This window comes from Acinetobacter sp. ABJ_C5_2 (assembly GCF_044538485.1).
Lineage (GTDB): Bacteria > Pseudomonadota > Gammaproteobacteria > Pseudomonadales > Moraxellaceae > Acinetobacter > Acinetobacter nosocomialis_A.
This window is the reverse complement of sequence record NZ_JBIUCS010000011.1, coordinates 23,036-36,403: the sequence shown is the minus strand read 5'-3', so window position 1 is coordinate 36,403 and position 13,368 is coordinate 23,036. Positions and strand designations below refer to the sequence as shown.

The window sequence follows — 13,368 nt, the reverse complement described above, 5'->3', positions numbered from 1 at the left end:
ATGCTAAGCCGAGCTTTGGATTACATCAATTAACTTAACAATCTATTACGCCTATCTTAACAATATGAAATATACGGGCCGTTTATGTGCATCTACTGTAAAATTGGAGCGCTTGTTGAGCGCTAAAAATGTGAAAGAATATTTCTTGTTGAGTAAAAAAAAGCCAATTTGGTTACGTAAACAAAACACTCTGGCATGAATTGTGAATGCATATAAATAGAATATTCCGTTTAATTATTTTTTATTTAAAGTTAATTTAGATTATTGATGAGAGGTATGTCACAAAAATGCTGTTTTAGCCAGATAATTGAAAACTATAGCTTCAAAATGAAAAATGTTTTCCATGCCACTTAAACAGTGATATACCTTTCTTAGTTTTTAAAACCTTGTTGATTTGAGCCGCTTGTGAAACTGATTGCCCAAAAAACTGTACCTACCCATATTATTTCAGGGTTTTTAGGTGCAGGAAAAACCACATTATTGCAGCATTTATTAAGTCAGAAACCCAAAGATGAAGTGTGGGCAGTTTTAATGAATGAGTTTGGGCAAATTGGAGTCGACCAACAACTGTTACCTCAAGATGAAGGTTATGCCGTAAAAGAATTATTAGGTGGCTGTTTATGCTGTAGTAGCCAGCTTCCCATGCATATTGCTTTGGCTCGCTTGTTAAGTGAACAAAAGCCAGACCGACTCTTTATTGAACCTACTGGGCTTGGGCACCCTTCGCAATTATTTGATCAGTTAACCGAACCTCATTGGCAAAACAGCTTAGCTATGCGTGCATTGGTCACGGTTGTTGATGGTAGCCGTTTGCATGACACCAATTGGGTTAAACAAAACTTGTATGAAGATCAATTAAAAGCTGCACAGATTGTGGTGGTTTCTCATGCTGACACCATGACTTTTGAAGATGATCAGGCACTAGATAGGCTTAAAGATGAATATCAGCCGTATGGGCAGCAATGGCTAAAGACCGAGCATGGTCAACTTGAACTATCACAAATTGATGTTGCTGCTCGTTTAACCGAACGCTCTATACAACCTTTACTTAAGCTTCAAAAACAAATGACCGAAGCCGAAGTTGCAAAAGAAATTCACCAATTGCCTTATCACTATGTTGAGTCTGCACAAGGTTATATTGTGGCGGGTTGGAAATTACCTAAACGTTGGAAATTTGAGTTTTATGCTCTGCTTGATGTGTTGTGTGCACAGCAAGACTGGCTACGTATTAAGGGAATTTTTAATACAGATCAGGGATGGAAGACCTTTAACTTTAACCCTGAGCAGTTTAACTATAAGTCTGGTGAAGAGGGCATTGATAACCGTATTGAAATCATTAGCCAACATGAACATGACTGGCTGGCATTTGAAACTGAATTATTAAGTTGCAGAATTGATGAATAGAGAACATTGAAAAGATAGCTCAATGTTCTCAAAAATATTCATCTATTTTTTGATGTCGAGTACAGCTTTAGCTTGAGCATGGTCAATGTCTTTTTCCCAATGTGCAACGACTACGGTCGCAACACAGTTACCAATTAAATTGGTGCAGGCACGGATAATCCCGATAAACCAATCTACAGACAATAAAAGCACTAAACCAATTGCAGGTAAGCTTGGAATGACTGAAAGTGTCGCCGCAAGAATCACTAAGGCAGAACCCGGAATACCGTGCGCGCCTTTAGAGGTAATGAGCGAAACCAGTAAAATAGCCAACAAGTCATGCATAGAAAGATCGATATTGCAGGCCTGTGCAATAAAGATCACCCCCAAAGTTAAGTAAATTGAAAAGCCATCTAAATTAAAAGAATAACCGGTTGGGATGACCAGACCGACCGTTGAATCTTTAATTCCCAAGTTTTTAAGCTTTTTCATGACTTGAGGAAGAACTGAGTCGGAAGATGCGGTACCTAAAACAATTGCCAACTCATCTTTAAAGTAGCCTACAAATTTGAAAATGTTGAGGCCGGTAAGTTTTAGAATTGAACCTAGAACAATCACAACAAATAAAATGCAGGTTGCATAAAAGAGTAAAACTAAATAGCCGAGTTGTAGAAGTGAGTCTGATCCGAATTTTGCAGTGGTATATGCGACTGAACCGAATACACCAATTGGAGCTAAACGGATAATCAGTCCCATAATTTTAAAGAAGACTTCAGAGAAAGCTTCAAGTGCCTGACGTACCAGCTCTGCTAAATGTTTAGGAATTAAAAGTAGCGAGACACCAAATAAAATCGCGATGAGTAAAATCTGTAAAATATCGCCGTTGGCAAAAGCAGCCGTAAATGTTTTTGGAATAATATTAAGTAAAAAGTCCGAACCTGTATGCATGTCATGAGCACGGTCAGTATAGGTACTTAAATCTTTAGCATCTAAATGATGAATATCGATATTCATACCGACGCCCGGTTTAAAGACATAAGCAACAATAATTCCCAAAATTAAAGCAATACTGGTGACCACTTCAAAATAAAGAATCGTTTTTGCACCGACTTTGCCCATTTTTTTAATGTCGTTTGCACCATAGATTCCCAGTACCACCACACAAAACACAATAGGAGCAATCAACATTTTAATGAGCGAAATAAAACCATCACCAAGAGGTTTTAAAGCTAGGGAGAAATCATGAAAACCAAGACCTACTGCAATACCGAGGAAGAGAGCGCAGAGAACTTGTAGGAATAAACTACGTTTAAGTTTTTGCCACATAAGTCATCAAATCAAAAAGAGAGGAATACAACCCTCTCAAGCAAAAAGCCCGCCAACTTTGAAAGTGCTTGGATGTTTTGGAATATGATGCAAATTTAGAGTGAAAGAAGTTTTGGGTTACTGCGTTTTTTCTATAATTTTTTAACTAAAATCGAGTATTCTTAGCGCCAAATTTTTGGACATATCAACTATGGCGCTTAAAGCAACAATTTATAAAGCGGATCTGAACATTGCCAATATGGATGACCATATTTATGGCGATTATCAATTGACGCTTGCCTTACATCCTTCAGAAACTTTAGAACGATTAATGGTTCGTGTTATGGCATTTGCACGTTTTGCCAGTGATAGCCTTGAATTTACCAAAGACCTTTTTGAAACTGATGAGCCTGCACTTTGGCAAAAAGACTTAACAGGGCAGTTAGAAACCTGGATTGAAGTCGGTTTACCTTCTGAAGATAAAGTGAAAAAAGCCAGTGCCCGTTGTAAAAATGTGGCAATTGTTGCTTATGGTTCACAAGTCGAAGACTGGTGGAAGAGAAACAGTAAAATTAAAACTTTGAGTAATGTTCAGGTATGGCAAATTGCGCCTGACAGTACAGCAGAGTTAGAACAGCTTTGTGAACGCACTATGCAGTTACAGTTAAATGTTATGGACACAGAGTGGACTCTGCTTGGTGAAAAGGGCCAAGCAAACGTGGTGTGGACACAATTACAGTAAAACTGGAAAGCGAAACAAATTTTACAACTTCACTTGCTAGACTAAAGATTGAGTCTGAGCTGTGAATTTAAATGAAACGGAAATGTTATGATCACTGAATTAGAAATTATCGATTTAAAAGTAGGCGAAGGTAAAGAAGCGGTTAAAGGTGCTTTAATTACCACGCACTATACAGGGTGGTTAGAAGACGGTACTAAATTCGACTCTTCAATTGACCGCGGAAATTATTTTGAATGTGTCATTGGTACAGGCCGTGTGATTAAAGGTTGGGACCAAGGCATCATGGGAATGAAAGTGGGCGGAAAACGTAAACTTATTGTTCCTGCGCATTTAGCTTATGGCGAACGCAAAATGGGTAAGATTATTCCGGCAAATTCAAATTTGATTTTTGAAATCGAATTATTTGACGTAAAAACTCGTGATGAGTGATATCAAATTCTTTAGGGTTTGATTTTATATATAAGCTTTAAATATAAATACATTCACTATTTATATTTTAGCTTTTTGAATATTTAAGATTATTTTCAGTTTATTTGATTATAAAGGTGAACTGAAAAACTGTTCTTTTGGGACAGGCTGAACCTAAGGGCTAAATTGACATAAGGTTTAGTTCTTAAGTTTAAATTTCACATAAATAATCTATATTGCTATTGAGACGCTATTTCATGATTACCCGTTTTGCATCTCCTTTGTTGAATCTAACGCTTGGCTTGGCTTTAGCAGGCTTGTCAGGTATGGCATTAGCTAAGCCTCCTAAAATAGATGCTTCAGAACTTACTGTTATTGGCTATCATGAAATTACCGATACTAAAAATGCCTTAATTCCTCAATATGCAGTGACCACGAAACAATTTAGTGAGCATATTGATTGGCTGCAAAAAAACGGTTTCCATTTTATTACTGTAGATCAGTTGATTCGTGCTCATCAGGGCAAAACTGCACTGCCGACCAAGCCAGTTTTATTAACTGTAGATGATGGTTATCAGTCTTTTTATCAAAATGCCTATCCAGTGATTAAGGCTAAAAAAATCCCGGTAGTACTTGCTGTTGTTGGTTCATGGTTAGAGCCTAAAGCAAGTCAGAAAGTTGATTTTTCTGGCGAAGAAATTTCACGTGATAAAATCTTAAGCTGGCCTGAACTTAAAGAAATGCAAGACAGCGGTTTTGTTGAAATTGCAAGCCATAGTTATCATTTACACCGTGGTATTACAGGCAACCCGCAAGGAAACTCTGAACCTGCAGCAACGACCCGTTTTTATGACGTAAAAACTAAAACGTATGAAAACGACAGCCAATATCAGGCCCGAATTTATAACGATTTAAAAAAGAATAATCAGTTGCTTAAAGAACATGGTATACGTTCACCACGTATTATGGTGTGGCCATATGGCCGCTATAATATGCAAACTGTTCAAATTGCTAAAAAGCTTGGTATGCCAATTACCATCACACTTGATGATGGCGCAGATCACGCGAAACAGTCTCTACAAAATATGAGCCGTATTTTGGTAGAGGGCGGAATGAGCACAAATGATTTAGCTCAAGAGATTAAAAACCGTGAGTTAAATTTAACGGATAATAACCGTCCGCAAAAAATCATGCATGTGGATCTCGACTATATCTATGATCCAGACCCGCAACAGCAAGAGCGTAATTTAGGTAATTTACTCGACCGTATTAATGCAATGGGCGTAAATACAGTTTATTTGCAGGCTTTCTCTGATGCAGATGCGAATGGTTCTGCCGATATGGTATACTTCCCAAATCGACATATTCCTATGCGTGCTGATTTATTTAACCGTGTTGCATGGCAAATTCAAACACGTACTCCTGTAAGCCGTATTTATGCGTGGATGCCATTATTGGCATGGGAACTACCAAAAACTGATCCTGTATCAAAAGATTTGGTTATGACCCAACAGGATAAAACGGGTGGACACCTTAATATGGGATACATTCGTTTAAGTCCTTTTTCACCTGAAGCGCGTCAAACTATCCGTGAAATATATCAAGACTTAGCGAAGTCATCGTCTTTCAATGGAATTTTATTCCATGACGATGTGACCCTGTCTGATTATGAAGATGCAAGCCCAGATGCTTTAAAAGCTTATGCAAAACAAGGCTTACCAACAGACTTGGCAAAAATTCGTGCAAATGACGAAGATTTGCAAAAGTGGACTGCATACAAAACCAGATATTTAGATGATTTTGCGATGCAGCTTGTGGATCAGGTTCGTCAATATGAGCCATTCCTGTTAACAGCACGTAATTTATATGCGCAAGTGGCTTTAAAACCATATGCGGAAAATTGGTACTCTCAGTCACTTGAAGAGTCATTAAACCGTTATGATTTTACTGCTATTATGGCGATGCCTTATATGGAGCAAGTGAAAAACTCAGATCAATTCTATAAAGATATGGTTGATCGCGTTAAGCAATATCCAAATGGCATTAAGAAAACAGTTTTTGAGCTACAAGCAACGAACTGGCGTAATAACGAAAAGGTACCTTCAACTGAAATGGCTGCGACGATTCATTCTCTCTATGAACAAGGTGCAATGCATGTTGCATACTACCCAGATGACCCAATTAAAGATCATCCGGACGTGAACGTGATGCATAAAGCATTTGCTGAAAAGTCATCTCGTCTTGTGCCATAGACGAGGCTGAAATATGACAATCTTTGCTGCAATATGGTCGCACGCCCTAAAATTCGTTTTTTATTATCCATTGTTTATGTCATATCTATGGATGATAGGTGCGGTCATTTTCTATTGGAAGGAACGTAAGGCTCCACCTTACGATCAACCAGCTCCATTAGAAAGCTATCCGAAAGTTGCTGTACTTATTCCTTGCTTTAACGAAGGTGATAACGCAGAGGAAACCATTAGTCATGCTTTAAAACTGGACTATCCTAATTTTGAAGTGATTGCGATTAATGATGGCAGTTCGGATAATACGGGTGAAGTGCTGGACCGTTTAGCTGAACAATACGAAAAGCTTCGTGTTGTTCACCTTGCACAAAACCAAGGTAAAGCAATGGGCCTACAGGCAGGCAGCCTGATGACTGATGCCGAGTTTTTAATTGGTATCGATGGCGATGCTTTGCTTGACCCGCATGCAGCAAAATGGATGATTCGTCATTTTCTTCAGAACCCAACAGTTGCAGCCGTAACTGGAAACCCACGTATTCGTACGCGTTCAACTTTGTTAGGACGTATTCAAGTCGGTGAGTTTTCTTCGATTGTGGGAATGATCAAACGTGCACAGCGTACATTTGGTCGTTTGTTTACGGTGTCTGGTGTAATTACCGCTTTCCGTAAAAGTGCTGTTCACCAAGTCGATTATTGGTCTCCAAATATGTTGACCGAAGACATCGACATTACTTGGAAATTGCAGCGTGCGGGTTGGGACATTCGTTTTGAACCGAATGCCTTGGTCTGGATTTTAATGCCTGAAACCTTAAACGGTTTGTGGAAACAGCGTTTACGTTGGGCAATGGGTGGAGCACAGGTTTTAATTAAAAACATTGATGTGTTCACCAAACCAAAATTGAATTTTTTATGGCCTCTCATGTTTGAGCTTTGCTTAACTTTAGTCTGGTCATATTTAATGCTGGCAATGGCTGTGTTGTGGTTGGTACATTTTATTTTACCGGTCCCTGCTTTAGCCGTTGTGAGTTCCCCATTTTTACCGTATGGTAGCGGTATTTTATTGGGGGCAACCTGTCTAATTCAGTTTGCTTTAAGCAAATGGATGGATAGTCGCTATGAACCGCATCTAGGAAAAAACTATTTCTGGATGATCTGGTATCCATTGGTCTTTTGGCTAATCACCATTTCGGCAACCATTGTGGCATTTCCAAAAGTCTTACGACGTGGAGATGAGAAACGAGCACGTTGGGTGAGCCCGGATCGGGGCATTCGTTAGATGAAATGCAAGAGTCATGAGATTTTAAAGATCGTGCTGTATTGATGTCTGGGGAAAACCGCAGCACTTCGTTAGGTAAAGAGAAATGAAGACAAATTCGTTGATTATTGATTTACGTCGTCAATTACCATGGCACAAACGCTATGTTTCTACAACAAGCACAGCCATGATGTGGGGCGGTTGGTTGTTGTTGTGGCGTCCGTTCGTGTTTGTATGGCTATTGGTTGAACTACAAAAAACACATTTGGTACACCGTTTATTTAGTGCCTTTGGTGTGGGAATTGAGCATGGCTTTACAGCACTTATTGCTTGTGCAATTGGTTTGTTGCTATGGAGTCATGTATTGCCTGAACGCCGTGTTGGGGGGAGTGCACTTAACATGAAACAGACAGATGATTATGCACGCTACTTTGATTTGCCAGAGCAAGAAATTGAACAGGGCCGTAGCCAAAAAATTACGGTCGTTCACCATGATGAATTTGGTAAAATTGTTAGAGTTGAATAAACCTAATAAATAAAAAGAAAGCCCACATGATGTGGGCTTTCTTTTTGCATATATGCTTAGAGAGTAATAAGTTTTAAACCGCGAAGTATAAGTTTGAGTAGGTTTTATTTACCTTTAAAAACAGGCGGTCTTTTTTGCAACATGGCAAACACACCTTCTTGAACATCTTCTGTGGTGAGTAAAGGCTGAAGATGGCTCTGTAATTGGCTAAAAGCAGTTTCATAACCTTCATTAATGGCTTCACGGGCAGAAGCGAGGGTCGCTTTTACAGCAAGTGGTGCAGCTTGCGCGATATTTTCAGCCAGTTCTATTGCACGTTTAAGCTCCGTACCTTCTGGGCAAACTTCTGTAATCAGGTTCATATCAAAAGCTGTTTTTGCATCAAAAGAGTCACCAGTGAGCAAATAACGCATGGCCTTAGCCCAACCCGCTGCCTGAGTAAAGCGGGCAGTTGCGCCGCCAAATGGTAAGATGCCACGTTGGACTTCCATTTGCGCAAACTGAGTATTTTCACTCGCAATTGCAATATCTGCATTAAGAAATAGTTCTATGCCAGCTGTATAGCAATAACCTTGTACGACTACAATTAATGGTTTACTTAGTTTTCGGCCAACTGTACCCCACGGGTTAATTTCTTCATCACTAAAATCAAAAACACCTGTAGCAAGTTTAGGTTGTAACTCAACTAAATCTAAACCCGCCGTAAAATGGTCACCATGTGCAAAAATAATTGCACAGCGCAGAGCATCATTATTTTCATATTCGGTCAGTGCTAGTGATAAGTCTTTAATGAGGTGGCTATCAAAGGCATTGCGTTTTGCTGCCCGATCTAGACCAATTAAAAAAATATGTCCTCGAGTTTCACGGCTGACTTTCCCTTCTTGATTTGACATATTCTCACGCTCTTTATTTGTCTTTAATTATCTTTTAAACAATCATTTAAAAACGATCAAATACAATTTGTTGATGACTTGGTAAGTGAAAATAAAATGATGCTATAAATATGAGTTAAAAGTGCAACCTGACTCATAGATGAGTCAGGTTGTATAAGCTTATGCAGAACGCCTTGAATACATCAATAGCCCTAGACATAACATGATTAAACCTAAAACAAGATGTGAGCTAAGTTGTTCATGGTTGAACCACGTTCCCCAAAAAGTGGCTAAAACAGGGGTGATAATTGTAATAAGTAGTACCGTCGTCGGCTGTAGTACCTTAATAAGCTGATAATAAAAAATCATGGCAAGTACAGAAGAAAAGACAGCACTATAGAAGACCGCGAGTGAAATTTTCAGACTTGGAAATTCAGTTGGAAGATGTGACCAGAAGAAAGGCAACAAGCATACATAACCCACCCATGAGACAAGGCTAGAACCCGTCATTTGTATAATGGGATGAATATGCGCTCCGACAGATTTTACGGCAAAAGTCGACAATACATAAAACAGCATAGCGATCAGCTCTAGCATAATACCAATACTGTTGAGCTGAAAACCCGATGAAGATAGCCCTAATGTAAAACTCATCCCGACAAGAGCAATACCGAGACCAAGCCACTGCAAAGATGAAAAACGCTCGCGTCCTAATACAAAAGAGCTAATGAGCCCAGATACTAAAGGAGAGGTGCCGTAAATAATTGAAATAATGGCCGAAGGAACTTTATCTGCACCCATATAGCAAAAAGCCATGGAACCAAACAAACCAATGGCTCCTGCACAGTAGCTTAAAATTGCTTTTTTACTAAAGATCAGTTTTAAACGGAAAAATTTTAGACACAGTAAGGCAATCGGAATAGCGATACTAAAGCGAAGGAATAATCCCCATACCCAGTGAAGTTCTTGTACTGTCCAGACGGCGGCGAGTGGTGTAAGCGACCAAATAACAATGACCGCAATAAATTGGCCGGCTGTAGCGAGTCGAGTCGGAGATGAGGGTAATGCTACAGCCGGCTGAATCTGCGGGCTGGACGTACTCTGTGGTTCAAATAAAGGCTTCATATAGAGCTCCATAAAGTGATGTTTTTTAGGATGAACGGACATAAAAAAAGCCGCGTTTTATGGCGGCTTTTTAAGAAAAATCAGAGAATATATTATGTAATTAACTTCTTGATTTTTTTATTCAAAGCGCCAAATTGTCCAAAACAAGGACGTCGCCAAATGACCACACAGAACTTAATCTCTGGGGCGTAGAATTGACGCGCTAGACAATAAGGGGCTTTAGATAAAAACATGATAAGTATATTAAAAATATAGATGATATTTTTATAACATATAAATAGAAAAGTACAAATTAGATTCAAGCGTGGAATATAGATTTTTTTGAATACGCTAAATTAGTTGTTTGCTTAGCCCCATATTTTTCTCATAATACCTCGTCAAATTGATCTCAATAAGCAGCTGCTCTTATGTCACCTTTAGAAATCTTTGCGGTCTTAATTAGTCTAATTGGAGTCGGATTAACTGTAATTCGCAATATGTGGTGCTGGCTGTTTAATTTCTTTGCCTTTGTTCTATACGCCTATTTGTTTTACGAATTTAAGCTTTATGGTGAAACCATTTTGCAGTTCTTTTTTATGGCTGTAAATTTTTATGGTTTTTACTATTGGCTCAAAGGAAAGCAACAAGATCATGACATTCGTATAGAACCAATAGCTCCTAAAGTTGCAATTTTTCAAATGATCATTGCCGCGGTAGGTGGTTTACTTTTTGGTTTGATACTTAAAAACTTTACCGATGCAGCAGTGCCTATGCTCGACTCACAGCTTGCCGCATTTAGTTTGCTTGCAACTTACTGGACGAGTCGAAAACATATTGCGACTTGGATACTTTGGGTATTTGTCGACATTATTTATGTGGGCATGTTTATTTATAAAGATCTATTTTTAACTTCAGCCTTATATGCAGCCTTTGTGTTAATGGCAGCTTATGGTTGGTATCAATGGGAAAAGGTTAAAAGAAAACAGAACGATCATATAGATTTGAAAAAAACGATTTAATGTATGAGAAAATATTAAAACAATAATCCTGTTTGGAAATTATTTGATGACTCATACTTTAAAAAAACTTTTATTTTGTTTATTTCTTTGTTCTGGTTATGCAAATGCTCAGATTAATGCTGTTCCTTTAAAGCAGCTTAGTAAATTACCGGATTCATGTCAGAAAGATGAAGCTGCTGAAAATAATAAATTAGCTATACAGACGGCACAGGTAAAAATACAAAGCTATTCTTGCTTTAAGCCTGATATAGCTGATGCGCTAGGCTATAATGTATTTGCTATCAATTTAGATAAAAATAAAACCTATTATTTTAAAGCGCAAACTCAGGATATATCCTCAATAGCAGGTCAGACTATATATAAAATTGATTCTGAAACCTTTGCAATAGACAATTATCAGGAGCGTGGTGGAAATTTTATTATTTTTTGGGTAGCGGACTGGTCAAATATTTATACACAAGATATTAGTTATTATACGGATGATGAAACTTCCATAGATAGCTTTATTAAAGACAAACAGATTTATTTACAGAAGAAAAAATATTTGGATAATACCAAAACTAAGAAAGTTGGATCTCCTTTAATCATTATGAAAGACAAACAAAAAGGTTTGATCATTAATAAGACTAAGGCACAAAACTTTTAAATCATTAATTTCTGGATTTTTATGAAAAATTTAACTCATATATTTTTATTTTGTATTGGTTTTTTACTAGCAACTACCTCTTATGCGCAAGTAAATATTAAACCTTTATGGCATGGTAAGGTATTAAACAGTTTTGATATTCCCTTAAATAATCTGAAAAAGCCAAAGCAGGTTATTAAAGGTGAAGCTGATGAATGCAATGGTGGTTATTTTCCAGATCAATGGGTATATGAAGATGGAGTGATACTCTCTACGGGATCTTTAGATAAGGTATATGTAAGCCAGCAAAATGGTCTAAAGTATGGTTCTCGATTATTTAATCATTTAACTACCGAGAATGATTTTAAAAAGTTTTTTGGTAAACAAATAGTTATATCTGAAAATCATACTTACTCTATATTTCCTTGGAAAGGTACTAATGATGGCTTACATTTTCATTTCCGTAATGGAAAATTACACTACTATACGCACTCTATTGATGACTGTTAATGATTAACCTTTAAGAATAGCCATGATCCTGAATTTAGTCATATATAAACAGCAACAGTTTGATGCGATGGCCCAAAAAATTATGGCCGAACCCACAAAATATATAGATTTTAATTCAGTGTCAGATTTTTATAAGGCTGCATGGCTCAAGGATTTTCCACAAGGCACACAGGTCTCTGCGACAGGTTTAGATGATGGTGCTGAAGAGTTTTATGCAGTGGTACAGTTTAAACAGCAGTGCTTAAAGTTTGATATTAAAGAAAGTTATTCGATACTGAGTTTTCAGGATATGAATGGTGAAATTTTTAAGCGTATTTTTTAATTGAAGAAATAAAAGCACAAAAAAAGCGACTTAACGTCGCTTTTTTTAATAAATAAATTTTGAAATTTTATCTGCGGTTGTGATCACCATAGCGGCGATATCTTCTTTAAAGGTCTTTTCATCATAAGTGGTAATTGGGCAGCTCACTGAAAGAACCGCCACCATTTTTCCATTAGATTGTTTGAAAATAGGGGCAGCACAAGCAGCCATATCGTGGTTGTAATGACCCCAGCTCACCATCGATTTTTGAGTTTTTACATAACTCAACTTTTGTAAGAGTGCTTTCAAACTGGTTGGGGTCAGTTCTGAATAACTATCCCACTCATTGAAATTACGGTAACGTTGTCGTACTTCTGCTTCTGGTAAATCTGACAATAACATTTGACCAATAACTGTAGCATGGGCAGGCCAGCGAGTACCTAAACTAATATTGCTGGTAAACGTTCCCATAGATTGAACGTTATTTACAAAAACAATGTGTGTACCTTCTAAAACAGTCAGATGCACTGCCAGTTTGGTCTGGTCACGTAGTTCTTTCATTAAAGGCGTTGATAAATCGAGTAATGAAAGCTTCGATAAACTGTTAAAACCAAGCTCCATGACTTTTGAATCGAGAGCATACGTTTTTTGTGAAGCTTTCCTTAAGTAACCGCAAGCTTCAAGTGTGTAGATCAGACGAAATGCACTAGAACGGTTCACTTCCAAAATTTCGGCAATTTCTGTAATCGTCATTTCTTGTGCTTGTTGATTAAAAGCTTGCAAGATGGCTAAACCACGCACAAGCCCTGGTACTAAATACCGATCATCATTTTTTGTTGTTTCTGATTCTTGCGAATCTTCTTCAATCTCTAGGCTCATTCGTGTTGTTTTCCTATAAATAAAACAGGGTTCGAATTAGGGCATTATGCTTTATTTTAGAACTATTGTAATTATAAAGATCGCATAAAACAATTTTTATATTTAAAACAAAGTTTTTATTTTGAAACGTAACAAATTATTTAAAATTAATTAATTGCATGATTTATATGTTTATTTTTACTTTGACAAAAAT

Annotated in this window: 14 protein-coding genes; 10 read left to right on the top strand and 4 right to left on the bottom strand. The window is 37.6% G+C overall.

All coding sequences use genetic code 11. The features are described 5' to 3' along the window. Positions 1-405 precede the first annotated feature (405 nt). Positions 406-1,404, top strand: coding sequence for a CobW family GTP-binding protein (locus ACH8JV_RS11660; protein WP_396521393.1), 999 nt, complete (start codon positions 406-408; stop codon positions 1,402-1,404). 42 nt (positions 1,405-1,446) lie between these two features. Here ACH8JV_RS11660 and dctA read toward each other — a convergent pair whose 3' ends face one another. Continuing rightward, positions 1,447-2,709, bottom strand: coding sequence for a C4-dicarboxylate transporter DctA (gene dctA, locus ACH8JV_RS11655; RefSeq protein WP_396521391.1), 1,263 nt, complete (start codon positions 2,707-2,709; stop codon positions 1,447-1,449). Between the two features lie 190 nt (positions 2,710-2,899). Between dctA and ACH8JV_RS11650 the strand changes: the two genes are divergently transcribed. From ACH8JV_RS11650 to pgaD, 5 genes are all read left to right on the top strand, one after another. Further along, on the top strand, positions 2,900-3,430 hold the full coding sequence (locus ACH8JV_RS11650; protein WP_396521389.1) for a YaeQ family protein: 531 nt from the start codon (positions 2,900-2,902) through the stop codon (positions 3,428-3,430). An 87-nt stretch (positions 3,431-3,517) separates the two neighbouring features. Then, entirely contained in the window at positions 3,518-3,859 is a 342-nt protein-coding gene (locus tag ACH8JV_RS11645) for an FKBP-type peptidyl-prolyl cis-trans isomerase (RefSeq protein ID WP_002054441.1), read from the top strand. Positions 3,860-4,095: 236 nt separating this feature from the next. Beyond that, a complete protein-coding gene (gene pgaB / locus ACH8JV_RS11640) occupies positions 4,096-6,090 on the top strand; it encodes a poly-beta-1,6-N-acetyl-D-glucosamine N-deacetylase PgaB (protein WP_396521387.1) in 1,995 nt (664 codons plus the stop codon). 13 nt (positions 6,091-6,103) lie between these two features. Further along, a complete protein-coding gene (gene pgaC, locus ACH8JV_RS11635; protein ID WP_261491610.1) occupies positions 6,104-7,360 on the top strand; it encodes a poly-beta-1,6-N-acetyl-D-glucosamine synthase in 1,257 nt (418 codons plus the stop codon). Between the two features lie 85 nt (positions 7,361-7,445). Further along, entirely contained in the window at positions 7,446-7,865 is a 420-nt protein-coding gene (gene pgaD, locus ACH8JV_RS11630) for a poly-beta-1,6-N-acetyl-D-glucosamine biosynthesis protein PgaD (RefSeq protein WP_311072180.1), read from the top strand. 104 nt (positions 7,866-7,969) lie between these two features. On the opposite strand, the gene ACH8JV_RS11625 is transcribed toward pgaD, so the two are convergent. Both ACH8JV_RS11625 and ACH8JV_RS11620 read right to left on the bottom strand, forming a co-directional pair. Beyond that, positions 7,970-8,758 (bottom strand): crotonase/enoyl-CoA hydratase family protein, encoded by a 789-nt coding sequence (locus ACH8JV_RS11625; protein ID WP_396521385.1) that lies wholly within the window; start codon positions 8,756-8,758, stop codon positions 7,970-7,972. A gap of 159 nt (positions 8,759-8,917) precedes the next feature. Further along, entirely contained in the window at positions 8,918-9,862 is a 945-nt protein-coding gene (locus ACH8JV_RS11620; RefSeq protein ID WP_396521383.1) for a DMT family transporter, read from the bottom strand. Positions 9,863-10,269: 407 nt separating this feature from the next. On the opposite strand from ACH8JV_RS11620, the gene pnuC reads away from it, so the two are divergent. From pnuC to ACH8JV_RS11600, 4 genes are read left to right on the top strand one after another with little or no spacing between them, the layout of a single operon-like run. Beyond that, entirely contained in the window at positions 10,270-10,860 is a 591-nt protein-coding gene (pnuC, locus tag ACH8JV_RS11615) for a nicotinamide riboside transporter PnuC (RefSeq protein WP_049065220.1), read from the top strand. A 46-nt stretch (positions 10,861-10,906) separates the two neighbouring features. After that, positions 10,907-11,506 (top strand): hypothetical protein, encoded by a 600-nt coding sequence (locus ACH8JV_RS11610; protein WP_263613130.1) that lies wholly within the window; start codon positions 10,907-10,909, stop codon positions 11,504-11,506. A 21-nt stretch (positions 11,507-11,527) separates the two neighbouring features. Beyond that, entirely contained in the window at positions 11,528-11,995 is a 468-nt protein-coding gene (locus ACH8JV_RS11605; protein ID WP_396521380.1) for a hypothetical protein, read from the top strand. 22 nt (positions 11,996-12,017) lie between these two features. Continuing rightward, the gene (locus ACH8JV_RS11600) at positions 12,018-12,317 is read left to right on the top strand and encodes a hypothetical protein (RefSeq protein ID WP_348888763.1); all 300 of its coding nucleotides are present in this window, start codon (positions 12,018-12,020) and stop codon (positions 12,315-12,317) included. Between the two features lie 45 nt (positions 12,318-12,362). Here ACH8JV_RS11600 and ACH8JV_RS11595 read toward each other — a convergent pair whose 3' ends face one another. Continuing rightward, positions 12,363-13,175, bottom strand: a complete 813-nt coding sequence (locus ACH8JV_RS11595) for an IclR family transcriptional regulator (RefSeq protein ID WP_199968365.1) — start codon at positions 13,173-13,175, stop codon at positions 12,363-12,365. Between the last annotated feature and the right edge of the window lie 193 nt (positions 13,176-13,368).